The 20774-nt window shown below is 61.8% G+C and carries 19 protein-coding genes; 12 read left to right on the top strand and 7 right to left on the bottom strand.

All coding sequences use genetic code 11. The features are described from left to right. Positions 1 to 38: 38 nt before the first annotated feature. On the bottom strand, positions 39 to 1712 hold the full coding sequence (locus tag H2510_RS09565; RefSeq protein WP_186628088.1) for an alkaline phosphatase: 1674 nt from the start codon (positions 1710 to 1712) through the stop codon (positions 39 to 41). Positions 1713 to 1862: 150 nt separating this feature from the next. Between H2510_RS09565 and H2510_RS09560 the strand changes: the two genes are divergently transcribed. From H2510_RS09560 to H2510_RS09550, 3 genes are read left to right on the top strand one after another with little or no spacing between them, the layout of a single operon-like run. Beyond that, positions 1863 to 3347 (top strand): cryptochrome/photolyase family protein, encoded by a 1485-nt coding sequence (locus H2510_RS09560; RefSeq protein WP_186628087.1) that lies wholly within the window; start codon positions 1863 to 1865, stop codon positions 3345 to 3347. 51 nt (positions 3348 to 3398) lie between these two features. Continuing rightward, positions 3399 to 4223: an SDR family oxidoreductase gene (locus H2510_RS09555; protein ID WP_186628086.1), complete on the top strand. Its 825-nt coding sequence runs from the start codon at positions 3399 to 3401 to the stop codon at positions 4221 to 4223. Beyond that, positions 4220 to 4714: an SRPBCC family protein gene (locus H2510_RS09550; protein WP_186628085.1), complete on the top strand. Its 495-nt coding sequence runs from the start codon at positions 4220 to 4222 to the stop codon at positions 4712 to 4714. The genes H2510_RS09555 and H2510_RS09550 overlap by 4 nt, the downstream gene beginning before the upstream one ends. A 24-nt stretch (positions 4715 to 4738) precedes the next feature. On the opposite strand, the gene H2510_RS09545 is transcribed toward H2510_RS09550, so the two are convergent. Further along, on the bottom strand, positions 4739 to 5251 hold the full coding sequence (locus H2510_RS09545) for a mycothiol transferase (protein WP_397517346.1): 513 nt from the start codon (positions 5249 to 5251) through the stop codon (positions 4739 to 4741). A 164-nt stretch (positions 5252 to 5415) separates the two neighbouring features. Here H2510_RS09545 and H2510_RS09540 point away from each other — a divergent pair, with 164 nt between their 5' ends. The 4 genes from H2510_RS09540 (at position 5416) to H2510_RS09525 (ending at position 9217) form a co-directional block, all read left to right on the top strand. Then, complete coding sequence (locus H2510_RS09540) at positions 5416 to 6435, top strand: NADPH:quinone reductase (protein ID WP_186628083.1); 1020 nt, start codon at positions 5416 to 5418, stop codon at positions 6433 to 6435. A gap of 75 nt (positions 6436 to 6510) precedes the next feature. Next, positions 6511 to 7134: a bifunctional 2-polyprenyl-6-hydroxyphenol methylase/3-demethylubiquinol 3-O-methyltransferase UbiG gene (locus tag H2510_RS09535; RefSeq protein WP_186628082.1), complete on the top strand. Its 624-nt coding sequence runs from the start codon at positions 6511 to 6513 to the stop codon at positions 7132 to 7134. Positions 7135 to 7198: 64 nt separating this feature from the next. Beyond that, on the top strand, positions 7199 to 7573 hold the full coding sequence (locus H2510_RS09530) for a VanZ family protein (protein WP_261392824.1): 375 nt from the start codon (positions 7199 to 7201) through the stop codon (positions 7571 to 7573). Positions 7574 to 7801: 228 nt separating this feature from the next. Further along, on the top strand, positions 7802 to 9217 hold the full coding sequence (locus H2510_RS09525; protein WP_222438561.1) for a stealth family protein: 1416 nt from the start codon (positions 7802 to 7804) through the stop codon (positions 9215 to 9217). Here H2510_RS09525 and H2510_RS09520 read toward each other — a convergent pair. From H2510_RS09520 to H2510_RS09510, 3 genes are all read right to left on the bottom strand, one after another. Beyond that, on the bottom strand, positions 9214 to 10122 hold the full coding sequence (locus H2510_RS09520; protein WP_186628081.1) for a phosphodiesterase: 909 nt from the start codon (positions 10120 to 10122) through the stop codon (positions 9214 to 9216). The genes H2510_RS09525 and H2510_RS09520 overlap by 4 nt on opposite strands. A gap of 185 nt (positions 10123 to 10307) precedes the next feature. Further along, positions 10308 to 11405, bottom strand: a complete 1098-nt coding sequence (locus H2510_RS09515) for an acyl-CoA dehydrogenase family protein (protein WP_186628080.1) — start codon at positions 11403 to 11405, stop codon at positions 10308 to 10310. 10 nt (positions 11406 to 11415) lie between these two features. After that, on the bottom strand, positions 11416 to 12591 hold the full coding sequence (locus H2510_RS09510; RefSeq protein ID WP_186628146.1) for an acyl-CoA dehydrogenase family protein: 1176 nt from the start codon (positions 12589 to 12591) through the stop codon (positions 11416 to 11418). Positions 12592 to 12666: 75 nt separating this feature from the next. Between H2510_RS09510 and H2510_RS09505 the strand changes: the two genes are divergently transcribed. The 4 genes from H2510_RS09505 to H2510_RS09490 are packed head-to-tail and all read left to right on the top strand — an operon-like array spanning position 12667 to position 15989. Further along, positions 12667 to 13233 (top strand): histidine phosphatase family protein, encoded by a 567-nt coding sequence (locus tag H2510_RS09505; RefSeq protein WP_186628079.1) that lies wholly within the window; start codon positions 12667 to 12669, stop codon positions 13231 to 13233. Between the two features lies 1 nt (position 13234). Continuing rightward, a complete protein-coding gene (locus H2510_RS09500; protein ID WP_186628078.1) occupies positions 13235 to 13717 on the top strand; it encodes a RidA family protein in 483 nt (160 codons plus the stop codon). A gap of 41 nt (positions 13718 to 13758) precedes the next feature. Next, entirely contained in the window at positions 13759 to 15246 is a 1488-nt protein-coding gene (locus H2510_RS09495) for an ABC transporter substrate-binding protein/permease (protein ID WP_315901309.1), read from the top strand. Continuing rightward, entirely contained in the window at positions 15243 to 15989 is a 747-nt protein-coding gene (locus H2510_RS09490; RefSeq protein ID WP_186628077.1) for an amino acid ABC transporter ATP-binding protein, read from the top strand. Before H2510_RS09495 ends, H2510_RS09490 begins: the two co-directional genes overlap by 4 nt. Before the next feature lie 121 nt (positions 15990 to 16110). Here the strand turns inward: H2510_RS09490 and H2510_RS09485 are convergent, their stop codons facing one another. Continuing rightward, on the bottom strand, positions 16111 to 17931 hold the full coding sequence (locus H2510_RS09485) for a DEAD/DEAH box helicase (protein ID WP_222438470.1): 1821 nt from the start codon (positions 17929 to 17931) through the stop codon (positions 16111 to 16113). Between the two features lie 300 nt (positions 17932 to 18231). Between H2510_RS09485 and H2510_RS09480 the strand changes: the two genes are divergently transcribed. Next, complete coding sequence (locus H2510_RS09480) at positions 18232 to 20019, top strand: long-chain fatty acid--CoA ligase (RefSeq protein ID WP_186628076.1); 1788 nt, start codon at positions 18232 to 18234, stop codon at positions 20017 to 20019. Positions 20020 to 20088: 69 nt separating this feature from the next. Here H2510_RS09480 and H2510_RS09475 read toward each other — a convergent pair whose 3' ends face one another. Continuing rightward, positions 20089 to 20718 carry an alpha/beta hydrolase gene (locus H2510_RS09475; RefSeq protein WP_186628075.1) on the bottom strand — a complete coding sequence of 210 codons (630 nt, stop codon included), beginning with the start codon at positions 20716 to 20718 and terminating at the stop codon, positions 20089 to 20091. Positions 20719 to 20774 lie beyond the last annotated feature (56 nt).

Raw genomic sequence — 20774 nt, 5'->3', positions numbered from 1 at the left:
CAGTATGCCGGTGCGTACCGAGTCGGTGTCAGGAGCGACTACGCGCGAACGGGTAGAGCTACCGGATCCACCCGCGCCAACCCGTCGGGAACCGCGAATCCCGCACCCCAATAGATGCCGCTGAGCGGGTCTTCCTTGGCATCGAGGTACCAATGATCCATCTGGACGCCCGCGGGCGTCACATCGAAGACGCCGAACCCGTGACTGTCGAGATCGACGTACTTGATATGACGGTTGAGCGTGGTCAATGCGGCCTCGGCGACTCTGCTGAGCGTGTGCGGGTCCGTCTTCGTCAGATCATCGATGTTCGCCGAGGACACCGACGTGACGACGAGCTCGGTGGCGACGGCACCGGTCTGGAAGTAGCGTGCTGCATCGACTGGAACGTCACATGCCCACGAAGAGTGAATATCGCCGGTGATGAAGACGGTGTTGCGCACGTTCTTCTCTGCGATCGCGCCGAGCAGGCGCTTACGGTCCGCGGTGTACCCGTCCCATGGATCGGCGTTGTACGGCAACCCACCAGCTGGAATCCCGAGCAGGCCGGTCAGCGCGGCAGCCGCTTCGCTCTCGAGCGGTGGAAGAAGAACCGGGGTGATCATGACCGGATTCCCGACGATCTTCCACTGCGTCGGCGAACTCACCAGTCCCTCGGTGAGCCACTCCATCTGGTCCGCCCCGGTGATCGTGCGATTCGGGGAATCGACGTCGCCGCCCTGGAATGGCAACACTTGCTGCGACCGATAGGTCCGCAAATCCAGCATCGACAGCTCGAGCAACGTTCCGAAGCGCAACCGTCGGTAGATGTGGCGATTCTGCGGGGTACCGGCTGCGCGTACGGGCATCCATTCGAAATAGGCCTGTACCGAGTTCGCCTTACGAACCGACCACGGTCCCTCGGTCTCGGGCTGATGAGTCTGAGCGCCACCGTCGTACGCATCGTTGGCCGATTCGTGATCGTCCCACGTGCAGATCCACGGCACCCCGAGGTGAGCGGCTTTGAGATCCGGATCGGACTTGTACTGACCGTGCCGGATCCGGTAGTCCTGCAAACTGACGATCTCGTGCACCGGATCGTGCTGCCGAACGACGCCGTTCTTGCCGGCGAAACCACCGGTCTCGTACTCGTAGATGTAGTCGCCGAGATGGATGATCGCGTCGAGATCGGTGCGCGTGGCCAGATGGCGGTAGGCGCCGAAGAATCCGGACTCCCAGTTGGAGCACGAGACGACACCGAACCTGAGTCCGTCGAGTTCGGCGTCGTTGGCCGGGGCCGTGCGGGTCGTGCCGACAACGGATTGCGTGCCCGCTGCGTCGCCACCCTGGACTTCGAAGCTGTAGTAGTACGTCGTCGCAGGCGAAAGGCCGTCGACGTCGACTTTGACCGTGTGATCGGAGTCCGGGCTCGTCGACACAGTGCCGCTGCGGACGATCGCCGTCAGCTCCGGATCGGTAGCCACCCTCCATCGGACCTCGCTCACGGGCCCGATACCGGAACCGGGGAGGGCATCAGGAGTCGGAGTTACCCGAGTCCACAGAATCACGGCCTCGGGCGTCGGATCACCCGAGGCGACACCGTGCTGGAACGGGACGAACGAGCTCTGTTGCGCGTGAGCGAGAACCGGGACCGCCGAAGCTGCTCCGACCGCTGCCACTGCGATGGACGAGGACCGAAGAAATCCACGCCTGGACACACCTTTTTTCACGGTCACGCCACAAGTTGATGTGATCGAGAGGCCGCGGTCAAGTCCGGCTGGCCAACGAGGGTAAAGATTCACTTTCAGCTCACGCGGCGTTCGAATACAGGCACCTGACCGACGGAGAAGAGTTTGCGCTTCCCTCGACTCGAGCACTCTGCGTCCATGGCCCCCTCCGCTCCGCTCTGGTTGTTCGGTGATCAACTCGGCCCGCACTTTCACTCGACGAGTGAGCACATCCATCGCGAAGTCCTCTTGATCGAGAGTGCACGAGTGTGCCGGACACGTCCGTTCCATCGACAGAAGTTGCATCTGGTCCTCTCGGGGATGCGACATCTCGCCGCGGAACTGGGCGATCGCTCTACCTACCTGAAGACCGAAACGTACCGAGACGGCCTCGAACAGTACGGACGGCCGGTGCTGGTGTTCGAGCCCACCTCGCACGCTGCGGAGCGTTTCGTCCAGAAACTTCTCGATGAGGGCGTCGTACTGGATGTGTTGCCGACACCGATGTTCGCGCTGAGCCGAATGGATTTCGCCGAGTGGGCCGGCAATCGCAATCAGTTCCGCCTCGAGGCGTTCTACCGCGACCAGCGCAGACGCTTCGAGGTACTCATGGCAGGTGAAGAGCCGGTCGACGGAGTGTGGAACCTCGATGCCGACAACCGTGAACCACCTCCGAAGAAGCGATCTACCCTCGGCATCGATCCGCCGTGGTGGCCGACCGAGGACGACATCGACGATTCCGTCCGGGCAGACCTGGATGCTCTCGCCCTCCCGACCGTCGGACAGGACGGCCCACGACTGTTCGCGGTGACCGCCGGCGAGGCCCGGGAAGCCCTGCAGCACTTCGTCTCCTATCGTCTCGCCGACTTCGGTAAATACGAGGACGCCGTGATGAGTCAAGACTGGGCGATGGCACATTCACTTCTGTCGGTGCCGCTGAACATGGGGCTCCTCGAACCTCTCGACGTCGTCGAGGCCGCCGAGCAGGCTTGGCGCGACGGCGATGCCCCGCTCGCGTCGGTCGAAGGATTCATCCGCCAGGTGCTCGGCTGGCGGGAGTACGTATGGCACCTGTACTGGCATTTCGGCCCCGACTACCTCGACCGCAACGAGCTCGATGCCCATGAGCCACTACCGAAGTGGTTCACCGATCTCGACGGTGAACACCCGATCGCGGCGTGCTTGTCACACACTCTGACGGAACTGAATGCGCGCGGCTGGGTGCATCACATCCCCAGGTTGATGATTCTCGGCAACTTCGCACTCCAGCGTGGATACGACCCGAGAGCATTGACCGACTGGTTTGCCACCGCATTCGTCGACGGATTCGCCTGGGTCATGCCGGTCAACGTGATCGGCATGAGCCAGCATGCCGACGGCGGGCTGATCGCTACGAAGCCTTACGCATCGGGTGGCGCATACCTCGATCGCATGACCGATCACTGCGGTGGGTGCGAATACAACCCGAAGAAGCGCCTCGGCCCGGACGCGTGCCCGTTCACAGCCGGGTACTGGTCGTTCGTACACCGCCATCGGGAGCGGCTGGCGAAGAACCATCGAACAGCGCGCCAGGTGTCGGCGATGAACCGACTCGCCGGTCTCGACCAGGTGCTCGAACAAGAATCCCAGCGAGAGGTGTTCTGATCGCGCTCGTGAGTAGGGGTGCTCGAACTCGTGCTTCGCTACGGTAGACCCATGAGCCTTCCTCGACCTACGCCCGACAGCACTGCCGTCGTCACGGGGGCCTCCTCCGGAATCGGGGCAGCGATTGCCCGCGAACTCGCCGACCGTGGGCACGGGGTGACCCTCGTGGCGCGAAGCGGCGAAAAGTTGAGCGCGCTGGCCGAGGAACTGAATTCACGCGGAGTCCGAGCCGAGGTTCTCGCTGCGGACCTGTCCGAGCGATCTGCACGAAGCGAACTACTGGGCCGCGTCGAGGCACTGGGACTGGTACCGGACATCCTGGTGAACAACGCAGGACTGTCCACGCTCGGTCCGGTCGCATCCTCGGACCCGGAAGCCGAGTTGAACATGATCGAGGTCGACGTGGCCGCTGTTGCCGACCTCTGCAGCCGATTTCTGCCAGGCATGACGGCTAGAGGACGCGGTGCCGTACTGAACGTCGCATCGACGGCGGCGTTTCAGCCCGTTCCCGGTCAAGCTGGGTACGGCGCGTGCAAGGCATTCGTCCTTTCGTACACACAAAGTCTCAGCGGCGAGCTGCACGGAACCGGAGTCACCGCGACGGCGTTGTGCCCCGGACCGGTGGATACCGGATTCGGTGAGACAGCAGGCTTTTCGAAAGAAGATGCCGAGGCTGCACTTCCGTCCGTGATGTGGATATCGCCCGAAGATGTCGCAAAGACCGCCGTCGACGGCATGGCGAAAGGGCAGATGGTCGCGATACCTGGCGCCATCAACCGTATCGTGTCGATATTCGCCCAGGTGACGCCACGAAAGCTGTTGGTACCCATCCTCGCTCGTAACCATCCAGGCCTACGCAAAGGATCCACTTCATGACCCGCGAATTCACAGTGTCCGACAGCGCCGTCGTCAGCGCTGACGCCGACACTCTCTACGCCGCCATCAGCGATCCGACGCAGATGGGTAGCTGGAGCCCGGAGAATCTCGGCGCCGTGGTGCACGATCCCCACGAGAGCGCTTACGTCGGAATGGTGTTCGACGGAAAGAACAAGCGCGGGCGTGCACGCTGGATTACCCGATGCACCGTCACCGTCGCAGATCCCGGGTCGGCGTTCGAGTTCCGCGTCCACGCGATCGGCGTGAAGACTCCCCGCTTCAAGGGCGCCAACGCGACGTGGCGGTACGACTTCGAACCGGCCCCCGGTGGCACCAAGGTCACCGAGACATGGACCGACGACCGCACGAAGTGGCCCGATACCGTAGCGCTCGTATTCGACAAAATCGCCACGAGCGGAAAGACGTTCCCGCAGTTCCAACGTCGAAACATCGCGAAAACCCTCGACAACCTGCAGAAGCGTTTCGGCTGAGCGAAGCGGACGTACGGTGAGCAGCTACTTCCGCTCGAACAAGCCCCGTACATAGGCCGCTTGTCCACAGTGTTGGAGGTCATCGGACACCACCGACACCAGTCGCACGCCGAGTGTCACCGGGGGATCCCACTGCTCGTCGACGACGCGATCGAGATCCTCGGCCGTCAGCGAGCCGAGATATGCGACGGTCCTGGCGTGCACCGCGTCGTGGTAACTGCGGAGTAGGTCGGCGTCGGCGCTCACCCGAGCGACATCGTCAGCGCTGTGGCCGTAGCCGATCGAAGAGCTCTCGAACGGTAGGCCGAATCTGCTCTCCCAGCCGTCCGAGGTCCACACCTGCTCTCCTCCTTCGACGCCGGCCACGTGATCATCCTGAACGCGGGTCGCGTGCCATATCAGCCACGCAATCGTGTTGGCCTCCGCGTCCGGCCTGAAGGTGAGTGCCTCGGGAGAAATGTCGTCGAGGGTGTCGTGTACGACACCTTTGATGCGATCGAAGGCGTCGATGAGTACTCCGGCGTGATTCACCTGGATTGTCCTTTCGAAATACGGGTGAAGATGGCGTGGTGACCTGACCACTTCGACGTGCATACCCGACTGTGTTCGACGTGCATACCCGCTTGGTTCGACGTGCATACCCGATTGGGCTATTTTCATCACCGGAATTTCCACTACTACCGAACCCGTTGCACCCTGGTATGAAGGCAATCACATACACCAGGACCGGCGACACCTCCGTACTCGATCTCGTGGACCGGGAGATACCCGAACCAGGCCCGGGCGAGGTTCGAGTGAAGGTCGCCGTATCCGGGGTCAACCCCACCGATTGGAAGAACCGGGCGGGCGCGCGTCCCGGAGACGAACTCGAATTCGACGAGGTCGTGCCCAACCAAGACGGAGCGGGGACCGTGGATGCGGTAGGCACCGGCGTCCTAGGTCTGGCCGTCGGTGACCGGGTGTGGCTATACCTCTCACAGCACCGGAGGCCGACCGGAACCGCACAGGAATACACCGTCGTCCCAGCCGAACGCGTGGTACGACTCCCCGAACACGTGAGTTTCGACGTCGGGGCGAGCCTTGGTGTGCCCGCCATGACAGCCCACCGCGCACTGACAGTCGCCGAAGATGGCCCCTCGCGGTTGCATCCCGGTGCCCTCATCGGCAAGACGGTTCTGGTTGCAGGCGGGGCGGGAGCGGTCGGCCATGCGGCGATCCAGCTCGCACGCTGGGCGGGAGCAACGGTCGTCACTACCGTCAGCGGCCCGGAAAAAGCGGCCCTCGCTACCGCCGCGGGTGCACATCACGTAGTCAACTACACAACCGGTGATGCCGCTGCCTCGATCCGAGCCATCGCCCCGGACGGGGTCGATCTGGTGGTCGAGGTCGCCCCGGCTCAGAACGCCGAACTGAATGCCGCCGTCACCTCCACACGTGCCTCGATCGCCGTGTACGCCAACAACGGCGGCGACACGATCACCCTCGATGTACGACCGAACATGGTGCTCAACACTCGCTACCAGTTCATTCTGCTCTACACCGTCGGCGAAGCAGCCTTGAAGGCAGCTCAGGAAGACGTCAATGCTGCGGCAGGTGCAGGTGTTCTAGAGGTCGGCGAGGGCGCCGGTCTACCGTTGCACCGGTTCAGCTTGTCCGCCACGGCCGCTGCGCACGAGGCAGTTCAGAACGGCGTGACCGGAAAAGTTCTCATCGATGTCTGACTCTCCTTCCGGCCATTCTTGCCGAAACAGCAAACAAGCTTGCGCATCCGTGAACGCGTCGGCATTCTCGTAGGCATGCACACACACGACGACGCTCAGGCAGTATTCGACCAACCGTTCTGGGACAACCTGTATTCGGAACGACCGAATATCTGGAGCGGCCACGCCAACCAGGTACTGATCACCGAGGCGTCGAAGCTCACACCAGGAAGCGCCCTCGACGTCGGCAGCGGCGAAGGAGCCGACGCATTCTGGCTCGCGGACAACGGCTGGAAGACCACCGGCGCCGACATCTCCCCCATCGCCCTCGAACGTGCTCGGCAGGCACAAGGCGATCGAACCGTGGAGTGGCTTCACCGCGATCTCACCGAGTGGGCCCCACCGGCCGCGTCGTTCGACCTGGTCAGTGCTCACTTCTTCCACCTGCCACCCACCCAGTTCCAGCCTGCGGTCCTTCGCTTCGGCGACGCAGTCACATCGGGCGGACACCTCCTGATCGTCGGACACGGCCCCTCCGACGCCCTGGCCTCTCAGCATGGACATGCCGAAATCCTGTTCACAGCCGACCAGGTCAAGGCACTGTTTCCCACCGAGGAATGGTTCACCGTCGTCGCCGAGGATCGTGCGCGAACCGGAACCACCCCCGACGGCGAGCAGGTCGAGCGCCTCGACACCGTCGTGTTGCTTCACAAGCTCTGACTCGCGACAGGGTCGACCGGAGTGCAGGATCGACCGGAGTGGCGGGGCATCTAGAGTGATCGCGATGCCCCTGCCTCTGCGCTCTCACATGGCTCTGCCATTGCGCTACTACGTGCCACTGGCTCTCGCGCTGATCGCCGCGCTGATCATTCTGTTCACCCCCGCGTCGGGAGTGCCCAGCGGATTTACTCACAGCGACAAGATCATTCACTTCACGCTCTTCTTCGCACTCGCGTACACCTCACGTATCGCAGCGGTGTCGGCGTTGCGGACCGTCCTCTGGACGACAACTTTCGCGATAGCGTCCGAGATCCTTCAGGCCGTCCTGCCGTTGGGCCGTAGCGGTTCCCTCCTCGACACGGCATTCGATGTGGCAGGCGCGGCCGTGGGGGTGCTCGTTGCCACGCGCATAGTTCCAACTCACTCCGCTATACACTGACAGCACGCTCCGGGGGTTCTCGGCTCGCACGCCACTTCCGGAAGGGTCACCATTACCTCGACGTCCACGCCCCATGAGATCTATCTGGTCGCCCCCGAGCAAGACGCGCTCGACCCGGTGATCGGTGAATCGCCCGAGTCCGTCGCACGCCTGACCGACCGAACAGATGTGGTTGCGTACGACGGAAGATTCGCCTTGTCGATCACGTCCACGACCCCCCACCAGGCGATGGTCTTCGATTTGCTGTTCATCCGCGCTGCACTCGACAGTGCCCGCATCCGATACCTGCTGGTTCGCGGAAACGACAAGCGACCCGTCATCGCCATAGATGCTGCCGAGCGCGAAGCACTGCGCGCAGCTCTGGTCGACGCGTGCATGCAAGAGCCGTTCTACTCCAAAACCGTCGACATCAAGAGAGCCAAGACGGTGCTGGTAGCCGACGGATCATTGTCGCCCGCCTCCGACGCCCGAATCTTTCGGCTCTACCGCCCACGAATCGAACCGAACAGTGGCCTGTATTACGGCGCCTCGACGGCAGTTCAGATCGAACTGTGGGCATTTTCTCCCCAGGAGATCGTGCTTCCCGTCGAGAACTCGCTGACCCGCCGCACCATCCGACGCGACGAAGCAGTACGCGGAACCGTCGAACGATTCGGAAAGACCTGGCCGACAATCGAGAACATGTTCGCCGACCACGCGTCGGACATCAATTTCGATATCGATATCGTGTTCTCCTGGGTCGATGGCTCCTCCGCGGAATTCCAAGCTCAACGCGCACGTCGCATGAAGAACTACGTTGTCGGAGAAGGTGACTCGTCACCCGCACGATTTCGGCAGATCGACGAATTGAAGTATGCGCTTCGCTCGATCCACATGTACGCACCGTGGATTCGTCGAATTTTCGTCGCAACCGATTCCGACCGACCGAGCTGGCTCGCCGAAGATCCGCGCGTGACATTCGTGCCGAGCGAAACGTTCTTCGTCGACACTTCCGTTCTGCCGACCCACAATTCACAGGCCGTCGAATCCCAGCTGCATCACATCCCCGGACTGTCCGAGCATTTCCTCTACTCCAACGACGACATGTTCTTCGGACGTCCGGTCGGCCCGCAGATGTTCTTCTCACCCGGCGGCATCAGCATGTTCATCGAAGCCGGCACCCGAATCGGGTTGGGCTACAACGACGAAGATCGCAGCGGGTTCGAGAACGCCGCCCGGGTCAACCGTCGACTGCTGCAGGACCGCTTCGGCCTGATGACCACCAGACACCTCGAACACGCGGCCACGCCACTGCGCAAAAGCGTCATGCAAGAGATGGAGAACGAGTTTCCCGACGAGTTCGCTGCCACTGCCGCAAGCGTCTTTCGCGCCAGCACCAACATCTCGGTTACGAACTCGCTTTACCACTACTACGCGTTGATGAGTGGCCGGGCCGTGGTGCAGACGAACGCCAAGGTGACCTACATCGACACCACGTCGCATTCGGGACTCCACTCCATGGAGAACCTTCTACCCAAACGCTCGATCGACTTCTTCTGCCTCAACGACGGTAGCTTTCCCGAGGTCGACCTCGAGGTGCGTACCCGTCGGGTCACCGAGTTCCTCGAAAGGTACTTCCCCATCGTCGCACCCTGGGAGAGCTAAATACTGCTGAACCTCGGCCGTCGCGTGCTTTCGGCGATGGTCACCCCGGCCTCGTCCAAACGCCGAACGACCTCTTCGGCGGAGACGTATTCACCGACTGTCTCGTAGGTTCCGATGGGGACCACCGAGTGCACGACGTTGTCGTCGTAGAGGTGGACGAGGTTGTAGGCCTGCGCCCCGTCGCGGCCCCGGGTAGCACCGGGTGGGACGTTGAGGTCCTGGGTATAGCAGGTAGCGGACGCTACCGACACAGGAATCCCTGCAAAGGTCGCCGACGTCGAATAGTGCAGATGGCCGGCCAGAATGGATCTGACGTCGCTGCCACGGAGTACATCTGCGAGTCGGCGCTGATCGAGCAACTCCACCAGCACAGCAAGATCCAACACCGCAGGAACGGGCGGATGATGCATTGCCAAGATGGTGCCGAATTCGGCTTTCGTTTCGAGAATGCCTGCAAGCCAATCCAATTGGCTCTGTGTCACTTCACCGTAATGGTGACCGGGAACCGTCGAATCCAACGTGATGATGCGAAGTCCTGCCACCTCGTGCACACGGTCGACCGTGCCGGTCGTCGGAGCCTGGTCGAGCAACCGAGATCGAAAGGTCGCTCGGTCGTCGTGATTTCCCATCGCCCAGATGATCCGGGCCCCGAGCGCATCGGCAACCGGCTCGACCAGCGCCCGCAGTGTGTCGTAAGCACCCGGTTCACCTCGGTCGGTGAGATCGCCGGTGAAGACCAGTGCATCGGGCCGCACCCCGGATGTCTCGACGTCAGCAAGGATGCGACGCAGCGTGGCCGTGCTGTCCACCCCACCGTACAAATCACCGCCCTCGACAAGGTGCGTATCGCTCAGGTGCAGGAGGCAATGATTCGGGCGTGGGTACTCCGCCGTCCGAGACTTCATCGGTGTCTCGCTTCCGATCGGCCTTCTCGTGGGCACACTTTTCGCATGCCCTCTAGTTCACAGTAGCCAAACCCGCCGAAGGGAACACTCGGGGTACGGAGAATTTACGGAGAACGAACACCGAGACAGCTCCCCACGCAGGTGAGTGGGAATCATTCCGACTCCCACTCACCTGTCGGACTCCGCTACTTCGACAGCACGCGCAGGTGCTCGTCGGCACCACCGAGAGTGTGCTCGATCGCGACGAGCCTGCTGACGTAATGTCCGACCGGATATTCGGCCGTGACGCCGATACCACCGTGCAGCTGAATCGCCTCTTGCCCCAGCTTGCGCGAGGACCGGGATATCTGCAGCTTCGAACGGGAAGCCACGAGCGGATCGACGACGTCGTCCGCGAGATTCATCGTCGCGTACAGCGCCATACTGCGCGCCAGTTCGAGCAAGACGTACATATCCGCTGCCCGGAACGTCAACGCCTGGAATTTGGCGAGCGGAACACCGAACTGCTTGCGCTGCTTCAGATAGTCCGTCGTCAACCTCAATGCCTCTTCCATGGCACCGACAGCTTCGGCGCACAGTGCAGCCTGAGCCTTCACCTCCGAAGCCACGATGGCCGCGCTTGCATCTACGCCGTCACCCAACGGTTCGGCTGCGACATCGGTCAGCGTGATCTGGGCCGCCCGACCGCCATCGTGAGTCTGGTAGGACTTGCGATCGAGCCCCGTCGCATCGCCGTCGACGAGAAACAGGCCTATCCCACCGCCCGGAAGCGTGGCACTGACCACCAGTACATCGGCGCTGCCGCCTGACGGGACCGGATTCTTCGTACCGGTGATGGACCACGAACCGCCGTCCTCGGTCGCTGAAGTGCTCACCGTGATGTTCGGCCAACGGCTGCCGGTTTCGTTGTGTGCGAAGGCAAGCAAGGTGCTGCCTTCGGCTACGCCGGGCAAGACGCGTCGACGCTGATCGACACTTCCGACCTCGGAGATCAACCCGCCCGGCACGAGCACCGCATCGAGTATCGGCTCCGGGGCGAGGCGACGTCCGACCTCGGTCATGACGGCCATGATCTCCACCGGACCGGCATCCATGCCGCCGTCGTCCTCGGAGAAGCTCAGTCCGAGTAGCCCGACTTCGGCGAGCTGCTTCCACACATCGACCGACCAACCAGGTTCGGCGGCGACGATCTTGTTTCGCTTTTCGGTGTCATACGCCCTCGACAGCACCTCACGAGTGGTGTCACGCAGGAGTTTCTGTTCTTCGTTCAGTTCGAAATCCATGTCCTGCCCCTCACAATCCGAGAATCGTCGATGCGATGATCTGCCGCTGCACTTCGTTGGATCCGCCGTAGATCGATACCTTGCGGTAGTTGAGGTACGTCGGAACCGAACGTTGCGCCCAACCTGGACTGTCGATGTCGTCGCCGGCCTCGTAGGGAAGCGAATCGGGTCCTGCGATATCCATCAACATCTCGGTCGCCGACTGCTGCAGCTCCGATCCGCGAAGCTTCAGAATCGACGACGCCGGATTCGGCTTGCCGTCAGAGGATCCCGACACCATTCTCAGCTGTGTGAGTTCGAGTGCGAGAACTTCGTTTTCGAGCTCGGCGAACCGAGCCGCGAAGATCGGATCTTCGAGCAGGGTGCCGCCCGCAACGGCGGTGGCGGCCGCATGCTTCTTTGCCTGTTCCAGACGAACCTTCGTGTGTCCGACCCGGGTGACACCGGTGCGTTCGTTACCGAGCAGGAACTTCGCGTAGCTCCACCCCTGGTTCTCCTCGCCCACAAGGTTCTCCGCTGGAACACGGACGTTTTCGAAGAACACCTCGTTGACCTCGACGCTGCCGTCGATCAACTTGATCGGGCGCACGGTGATGCCGGGCGTGTTCAAATCGATCAGCAGGAACGAGATCCCCGCCTGCTTCTTCGGCGCATCCGGGTTGGTCCGGACGAGAGCGAAGATCCAGTCCGCGTACTGCCCCAGCGTCGTCCACGTCTTCTGGCCGTTGACGATGTAGTCGTCACCGTCGCGCAAGGCAGTCGTTCGCAGCGATGCAAGGTCCGATCCTGCCTCGGGCTCGGAGAATCCCTGACACCACCAGATATCCAGATTCGCCGTCTTCGGAAGGAACTTCTCCTTCATCTCTTGCGAGCCGAAAGTAGCGATCACCGGTCCGACCATCGAGGCGTTGAATGCCAGTGGCTCGGGCACCGAGGCCAGCTGCATCTCGTCGAGCCAGATGTGACGCTGAACCGGCGTCCAATCCCTACCGCCGAACTCTGCAGGCCAATGCGGAACAGCCAAACCGTTCGCATTGAGGATTTGCATCGTCGTCACCATGTCTTCACGGCTCAGCTCGATGCCCACCTTGCTCTTCTCGCGTATTTCGGCGGGAATCTCAGTGGTGAAGAAAGTCCGCATTTCGTCACGAAATGCGGCTTCCTTCTCTGTCAGGGCAAGATTCATTTTGGTCCCTCCGGACTCGACCACGTTGTCTCTTTCGACCGTACTCTCCAGTAGCTGGGATACTCTCCGGACACTATGACTTTGCTGGCACTGGTTCGACATGGCGAAACCGACTGGAATCTGCACGGTCGCCTCCAAGGTTCCTCGGATATCCCACTCAACTCGACCGGCCGCGCGCAGGCCCGCGAGGCCGTGTACGAACTCGAGGGCCACACCTGGGACCTGTTGGTGAGTTCGCCATTGTCGAGGGCTTCGGAGACAGCGGACATCATCGGATCGCATCTCGGGATCGAACGCAGCGCCACCTATCCCGATCTCGCCGAACGACACTTCGGCGAGGCCGAGGGATTCACCGACTACGACGCATACTCACACTGGCCGGACGGACTGTATCCAGGGCTGGAACCGCGCGGCACCCTGATCGAGCGAGGAATGCGCGCCGTCGAGATGATCGCGCAGACGTATCAGGACTCCTCTGTGATCGCGGTCGCCCACGGCGGCATCATCCGGGCGATTCTCGGTGCCATCCGCGGCGTACCGTCGCCGCGCATCCTCAACGCCGGGGTGTCCACCCTGGTCCGCGACGAGACTGGATGGACTGTGCGCACGATCAACGGAATTCCAGCACGGAGGTATCACTGAAATGCACATCGAACGCAAGTTGGAAGAACTGGGATTCGTCCTTCCCGCCGAGGCTCACGCGCCGCCGGGATTCCAATTCTCCTTCGAATGGGTTCGTGTACGAGGCAACCGGGTGTACGTCACGGGTCACTCACCGCAGCGGTCGGACGGCTCGATGGCAGGCCCCTTCGGCGCGGTGCCGTCGCACATCTCCCTCGACGAGGCCACTGACGCGGCACGAGACACAGCCCTGGCGATACTCGCCAGCGTGCAACGCGCTATCGGCGACCTCGATCGAATCAGTGCCTGGCTCACCGTCTCGGGAATGGTCAACGCCGATCACGGGTTCACCCAGACGACGACAGTCATCAACGGCTTCTCCGATCTGATCCTGCAAGTGTTCGGCCCCGAAGTCGGAGCCCATGCGCGCAGTGCCATCGGAACGGCAGCACTACCGATGAACAACGCCGTCGTGATATCGGCGGAAATAGAGATCGACGGGTAGGTTTCCTCTACCGAACGAGATGACGGAAGGCCTTCCTCGAAGTGCATCGCAAAGTGCTCGCTCTGCTGGCCGTGCTGGTCGCACTGATGTCCGTTGCCGGTTGTGGCTCCTCGACCGGACCACTGATCGATACGGTCAAGGACAACGGAGTCCTCGTCGTCGGTACCGAAGGTACCTACAGCCCATTCAGCTTTCAGGGCGCGAACGGACAACTCACCGGATACGACATCGACGTGGTCGATGCAGTCGCGGGCGAACTCGGCGTCCGCGTCGAGTACGTACAAACGCCGTTCGACTCGATCTTCGCCGGACTTCAATCCGGGCGCTTCGACCTGATCGCCAATCAGGTCACGATCAACCCTGATCGACAGAATGCGTACGACCTGTCCAAGCCGTACACGGTCTCCGAGGGCGAAATACTCGACTCGGCGACCAGCACCGCGATCACCTCGGTCGCAGACCTCGCCGGCAAAACGACTGCACAATCATCGACCAGCAACTGGGCCCAGGTCGCCGCAGACGCTGGCGCGAAAGTCGAAGCCGTCGAAGGGTTCGTGCAGGCAGTCACCCTCGTCAAAGACGGGCGTGTCGACGCCACCGTCAACGACAGCCTCGCCATCGCCGAGTATCTGAAACAGACCGGCGACACCGGCGTCAAAGTGGCGGCACAGACCGGAGACACCAGCTACCAGGCATTCGCAGCCCGCAAAGACAGCGGCCTGATGGACGAAATCGACAATGCGATCGACACGTTGCAGGCGGACGGAACGCTCGATCGGATCTCCACCACGTACTTCGGTTCTGCCGTCGCCGCACCGACCGCAGATACCCAGGTGCCGACATCGGACGCCTCGGATGTCGAACCGCAATCCAAACTCGATCTGATCCTCGACAATCTATGGCCGATGTTGAAGGCAACGCTGACGATGACAATCCCGCTGACGGCCATCAGCTTCGTCATCGGGCTCGTCATCGCCCTCGCAGTTGCATTGGCTCGCATCTCCTCGAGAAAGGCACTGTCTGCGGCAGCTCGCTTCTACGTCTCGATCGTTCGAGGCACGCCGCTACTGCTGCAGTTGTTCATCGTCTTCTACGCGCTGCCGCAGTTCGGAGTGGTGATCGACCCGTTCCCAGCTGCGGTGGTCGCGTTCAGCTTGAACGTCGGCGGCTATGCGGCCGAAGTCATCAGAGCAGCCATCCTCAGCGTGCCGAAGGGTCAATGGGAAGCGTCGCAGACCATCGGCATGGGCTACCGCACGACGCTGCAGCGCATCATTCTTCCCCAGGCATTACGTACCGCCGTGCCGCCGCTGTCGAACACGTTGATCTCACTCGTCAAAGACACCTCGCTGGCATCGACCATCCTGGTGACCGAGTTGCTCCGCGTCGCCCAATTGGCAGCCGCACCGACGTTCGACTTCTTCGCTCTCTACAGCGTCGCCGCTCTGTACTACTGGGTGATCTGCATGATTCTTTCGTTCTTCCAAGGAAAACTCGAAGTACGACTCGACAGGTATGTGGCGAAATGACCGACCTTCTCGAAGTCAAGGCACTCAAGAAATCGTTCGGCAAGATCGACGTGCTGTGCGACGTCTCCTTCTCCGTCCCGGCGGGGAGCGTCACCGTGATCATCGGGTCGTCCGGCTCCGGCAAGACGACGGTGCTCAGATCGTTGAATGCACTCGACCCCGCCGATTCCGGGTCGATCCGGATCGGTGACGTCTCTGTGGACTTCGCAACCACAGTGTCCGCAGCAGAGCTTCGACTCCTCCGAGCGCAAAGCGGAATGGTCTTCCAGAGCCACAATCTGTTCCCACACAAAACCGTCCTGCAGAACATCATCGAAGGTCCGGTGATCGTCCAGAAACGTCCGAAAGACGAAGCGATCGCCGACGCCCGCATTCTGCTCGAGCAGGTCGGTCTCGAAGCCAAAGCCGATCAATACCCGTTCCAACTGTCCGGCGGCCAACAGCAGCGCGTTGGGATCGCCCGAGCGTTGGCGCTTCGACCGAAGCTCATGCTGTTCGACGAGCCGACCTCCGCCCTCGATCCCGAACTGGTCGGCGAAGTACTCGCCGTCATCAAGAATCTCGCAGCGCAGGGGTGGACGATGGTGATCGTCACCCACGAAATTCGCTTCGCCCAGCAGGTCGCCGATCAAGTTCTCTTCATCGAAGACGGCATCGTCCTCGAGCGCGGAACGCCGCAGGAAGTTCTGGTCAATCCGACCGAGCCGCGGACCAGACAGTTTCTACAGCGGATCACGGGCTGACGAAGGCGGGTCCACCCAAGAAAAACACCGCCCAAGAAAAACACCGCCCACCTACGCGTCGCACCGTCTGAAACAGGGTGCGTTGCGTAGGCAGACGGTGTCTGTCTACTTATCGGCTTTCTCAGCGCCTGGGCTTGCCCTTGAACTTGCCGCCGCCGCCACTGCGTCCGGGAGGCCCGGAGTCGGGGGTCAGCTGAATCAGCACCCCACTGATCCGAGTACGACGCAACGCTTCGACCGTCTCGTCGGCCAGGTCCGCGGGCAGTTCCACGAGCGAGTGATCAGGTCTGATGCTGATGTGCCCGAAATCGCTGCGGCGCAGTCCGCCCTCGTTCGCGATAGCTCCGACGATGGCGCCCGGCGCGACGTGATGACGCTTGCCGACGCTGATCCGGTACGTCGCCATTTCCTGACCGGTCTTGCGGTGATGAGAATCGGCCGCGTCTGCGTCGAACGAACGCGGAGGCCTCGGCTCGCGTGGCTCCCGGGGTGCGCGCGGCGGGGCGGGCGGCTCGGGCTTGAGCAGGAACGCTTCACCGTCGCGGGACTGCACGGCGAGCGCTGCTGCGATATCCGCGAGCGGGACGTCGTGCGCCTGCACGTAATCCTCGACGAGCCGGCGGAACAGAGCGAGATTCTCGCTCTCGAGGCTCTCGGTGATCGAGTCCCCGAACTTGGTGACGCGTTGCGCATTGACGTCGTCGACACTCGGCAACTGCATCTCGGTGATCGGCTGACGCGTCGCACGCTCGATCGCTTTGAGCAGGTGACGCTCCCGTGGCGCTACGAACAGCAAGGCCTGACCGGCTCGGCCCGCTCGCCCGGTACGACCGATGCGGTGCACGTACGACTCGGTGTCATGCGGAATGTCGTAGTTGATGACGTGTGAAATGCGATCGACGTCGAGACCACGCGCCGCGACGTCGGTGGCAACGAGAATGTCGATCTGGCCGTTCTTGAGCTGACCGATGGTCCGCTCACGTTGAGCCTGAACGATGTCACCGTTGATCGCGGCTGCGGAGAATCCCCGTGCGCGCAGCTTCTCGGCAAGCTCCTCGGTGGCCTGTTTGGTTCGGACGAACATGATCATCGCTTCGAATTCTTCGACTTCGAAGATCCGTGTCAGTGCTTCCAGCTTGCGCTGATGTGCGACCTGTACGTAGCGCTGCGTGATGTTCGGTGCCGTCGAGGTCTTGGTCTTGACGGTGATCTCGACAGGATCGTGCAAGTACTGCTTGGAGATCTTGCGGATCGCAGCAGGCATCGTGGCAGAGAAGAGAGCGACCTGCTTGTATTCGGGTGTATCCGAGAGAATTCGCTCGACATCCTCTTGGAAGCCCATCTTGAGCATCTCGTCGGCCTCGTCGAGGACCAGATACTCGAGGGCGGACAGGTCGAGAGTGCCCTTCTCCAGGTGATCGATGACGCGACCGGGGGTACCCACGATGATCTGCGCACCCTTGCGCAGGCCCGAGAGCTGAATACCGTATGCCTGACCGCCGTAGATAGGCAGGATGTGCAGGCCAGGGATGTGCGAGGCGTACTTGCCGAACGCCTCGGCCACCTGCAGCGCGAGCTCACGCGTCGGTGCCAACACCAACGCTTGCGGAACACGCCGCGACACGTCGAGCCGCGAGAGGATCGGCACCGCAAACGCCGCGGTTTTGCCGGTACCGGTCTGAGCCAATCCGACGACGTCGTTGCCTGCCATCAGCGGCGGAATGGTGGCCGCCTGAATGGGCGACGGTGTCTCGTATCCCACGTCCCGCAGTGCCTGCAGAACACGTTCCTCGATTCCGAGGTCGGCGAAAGTAAGCTGCGGAGCTTCTTCGGACGCAGCGTCCGGGGCGGGGGTCGAGTCGGTGGGCGCCGGTGCCGACCTATTCGAAATTGCTTCGTCACTCGTCACGGCGGCATCCTGATTCGGCTCTGTTGTGCTCATATGCAACCCAGTTTAGTCCCTGCAACCGACCCAGTGGACCGAGTGCGGCGAATTCGTGGTTGGACACCACCGGTCGGAGCAATGTTCGTCCTTCGATCCGACCGACGGTGATTGCGGGGCATTGCGGGAGAGAAGCCTCGAACTCCGTGCCACAACGGTTATGGTGCACCCAGAGTTACATCAAAACTCGGTAGATCTGGCCGAAAGTACGCAATCCGGACACCCCATCGGTGATGCATGTCGGCCAAGAGTGTGATGAAATGCACATCTGTTACGCCATATTCCCGGAGGGGTCCCACAGTGCGAGAATATTCTGTACCCGCGTCGTTCACCATTCCCGAAGACGCATCCATGGCCGACTCGGTGTTCCGGTACGCAAAGGAGTGCCCCAACCTCGTACCGTTCCTGCGGATGCAGAACGGTAAATGGACCGAGGTCACCGCAGCTCAGTTCGCCAAGGAAGTATCTGCAGTCGCCAAGGGCCTCATTGCCTCGGGAGTCGAACTGGGCGATCGAATCGCCATCATGTCCGCAACCCGCTACGAGTGGGTTCTTCTGGACTACGCGATCTGGACGGCTGGTGGATGCACAGTCGCAATCTACGAGACGTCCTCGCCCGACCAAGCTCAGTGGATTCTCGAAGATTCTGCTACCAAAATCCTGTTCATCGAATCCCCGGCACATGCCGAGGCGTTGAAAGAGGTCATCGAGGGTGCCCCCGAACTGCGTGAGGTACTGCAGATCGACGCAGACGCAGTCGAAGAACTGAGCAAGCGCGGCGCAGCGGTGACCGATGACGAACTGCACACCCGTCGCAAGCAGGTAGTGGCATCTTCGCCGGCGACGCTGATCTACACCTCCGGCACCACCGGCCGTCCCAAGGGCGTTCAGCTGACGCACTCCAACTTCTACGCCGAGGTGGAGGCCGTGAAGCTGGCACTGGGTGATTCGATGAAGGAGGGCAACCGAACACTCATGTTTTTGCCGATGGCGCACGTGTTCGCGCGGGCTATCTCCTTCGGCTCGTTCGAGTCCAAGGTGACCGTCGGTCATACTGCCGACGTAACAACCCTCGTCGACCAGTTCGCCGTATTCCAGCCGGATTTCATCCTGTCGGTACCACGGGTGTTCGAGAAGGTCTACAACTCCGCCAAGCAGAAGGCGCACGACGGCGGTAAGGGCAAAATCTTCGACAAGGCTGCTGCGACCGCGATCGAGTGGAGCGAGGCCAAGGAAAAGGGTGGAGCCGGTCTCGTCCTCAATCTCAAGCACGCGCTGTTCGACAAGCTCGTCTACTCCAAGTTGCGTGCGGCCCTCGGCGGCAAGTGTGTGAGAGCTGTCTCGGGCGGCGGACCCCTCGGCGCACGTCTCGGTCACTTCTTCCGCGGCATCGACGTCCCCGTCTACGAGGGCTACGGCCTCACCGAGACCAGCGCGGCGGTCACCGTCAACACCACGGCCGAGCAGCGCGTGGGCACGGTCGGCAAGCCGATCAACGGCCACGCGGTCAAGGTCGCCGAAGACGGGGAACTTCTCCTGAAGGGACCAGTCGTTTTCAGCGGCTACTGGCACAACGACAAGGCCACCGCCGAGTCCATCGTCGACGGGTGGTTCCACACCGGAGACCTGGCCACCATCGACCAGGACGGCTACGTCTCCATCACCGGGCGTAAAAAGGAAATCATCGTCACTGCGGGCGGGAAGAATGTTGCACCCGCGGTGCTCGAGGACGCACTGCGAGCGCACGCACTCATCAGTCAGACCCTGGTGGTCGGCGACGCCAAGCCCTTCATCGGCGCGCTGATCACCCTCGACCCGGAGTCACTTCCCGGCTGGAAGCAACGCCACGGGCTGTCCGAGACCGTCGACTTCGCGGAACTGTCGACCCACGTCGATCTCGTTGCCGAGATCGACAAGGCCGTCGCCGAAGCGAACAAGAAGGTCTCCAAGCCCGAGCAGATCAAGAAGTACAAGATCCTCGAACAGGACTTCACGGTGGAGACCGGGGAGCTGACACCGACGCTCAAGCTCAAGCGAAACATCATTCACCAGGAGCGCGGCTCGGTCATCGAGTCGATCTACAGCTGACTTACCGTGTGACGTGCATGTCTGCTGTTCGGGCATGCACGTCACACCTTTATGTCCATACAGCTGTGGCTATACAGCTGTGTCTATACAGCCGAGCATGAACTCGGCAGCGTCGAGCGAGACGGTCCGGTGGATTTTCTCGTGCAACAGATCATGACCGGCATTCTCGTACTCCTTCAACTGAGCACCCGGCACCGATGGAATCCACGTGCGAACAGCGTCTATCGACGCCATCCGGTCGTCCATGCCGTGCAGCGCCAGGACGGGCACGGTCGAGCTGCACAGATCCGCGCCGGCTGCACCGACGACCGACTTCGGGGTCGCACACAACACCGCCGAAGTGAACCGGCTCGAATCCTTGTCGAGAGCGGCAATTGCTGTTGCCGCGCCCAGCGAATGCCCCATCAGCGCCACCGGGATGCCGTCACGCTCGGACTGCGCGATCGCCGCGAGTTGAAGGGCATTGTCAGCAAGACCTTCGATCTGCGACGCATCGGACAACTCGCCCTCGGTGAGACCGTGGCCGACGTGGTCGATGGCCCATACATCGATGTCGAGACCGTTCATCACCCGTGCGAACCGATGGTAGTGGCCGCTGTTCTGTCCCAAACCGTGGAGGAACACCACGATGAGACGGGGGTGTGCCGTCGTCCATGATCGGTAATGGACGGCACCAGTGACTCCCTCGAAAAACGGCATTGGACCATCTTGCCTGTTTCGCTTTCGTGTCGGTGCATTCCCCTACAGTTATGCGC

The organism is Rhodococcus sp. BP22 (assembly GCF_014281965.1).
In the GTDB taxonomy this organism is placed as follows: Bacteria; Actinomycetota; Actinomycetes; order Mycobacteriales; family Mycobacteriaceae; genus Rhodococcoides.
This window is presented reverse-complemented; position numbering and strand designations above follow the sequence as displayed.

Coding starts and splice junctions, on each gene's coding strand:
- H2510_RS09550 (WP_186628085.1), top strand. CDS start 4,220: ATGACCCGCGAATTCACAGTGTCCGACAGCGCCGTCGTCAGCGCTGAC.
- H2510_RS09535 (WP_186628082.1), top strand. CDS start 6,511: ATGCACACACACGACGACGCTCAGGCAGTATTCGACCAACCGTTCTGG.
- H2510_RS09540 (WP_186628083.1), top strand. CDS start 5,416: ATGAAGGCAATCACATACACCAGGACCGGCGACACCTCCGTACTCGAT.
- H2510_RS09525 (WP_222438561.1), top strand. CDS start 7,802: ATGGTCTTCGATTTGCTGTTCATCCGCGCTGCACTCGACAGTGCCCGC.
- H2510_RS09520 (WP_186628081.1), bottom strand. CDS start 10,122: ATGAAGTCTCGGACGGCGGAGTACCCACGCCCGAATCATTGCCTCCTG.
- H2510_RS09560 (WP_186628087.1), top strand. CDS start 1,863: ATGGCCCCCTCCGCTCCGCTCTGGTTGTTCGGTGATCAACTCGGCCCG.
- H2510_RS09475 (WP_186628075.1), bottom strand. CDS start 20,718: ATGCCGTTTTTCGAGGGAGTCACTGGTGCCGTCCATTACCGATCATGG.
- H2510_RS09505 (WP_186628079.1), top strand. CDS start 12,667: ATGACTTTGCTGGCACTGGTTCGACATGGCGAAACCGACTGGAATCTG.
- H2510_RS09530 (WP_261392824.1), top strand. CDS start 7,199: ATGCCCCTGCCTCTGCGCTCTCACATGGCTCTGCCATTGCGCTACTAC.
- H2510_RS09510 (WP_186628146.1), bottom strand. CDS start 12,591: ATGAATCTTGCCCTGACAGAGAAGGAAGCCGCATTTCGTGACGAAATG.
- H2510_RS09485 (WP_222438470.1), bottom strand. CDS start 17,931: ATGAGCACAACAGAGCCGAATCAGGATGCCGCCGTGACGAGTGACGAA.
- H2510_RS09555 (WP_186628086.1), top strand. CDS start 3,399: ATGAGCCTTCCTCGACCTACGCCCGACAGCACTGCCGTCGTCACGGGG.
- H2510_RS09515 (WP_186628080.1), bottom strand. CDS start 11,405: ATGGATTTCGAACTGAACGAAGAACAGAAACTCCTGCGTGACACCACT.
- H2510_RS09490 (WP_186628077.1), top strand. CDS start 15,243: ATGACCGACCTTCTCGAAGTCAAGGCACTCAAGAAATCGTTCGGCAAG.
- H2510_RS09500 (WP_186628078.1), top strand. CDS start 13,235: ATGCACATCGAACGCAAGTTGGAAGAACTGGGATTCGTCCTTCCCGCC.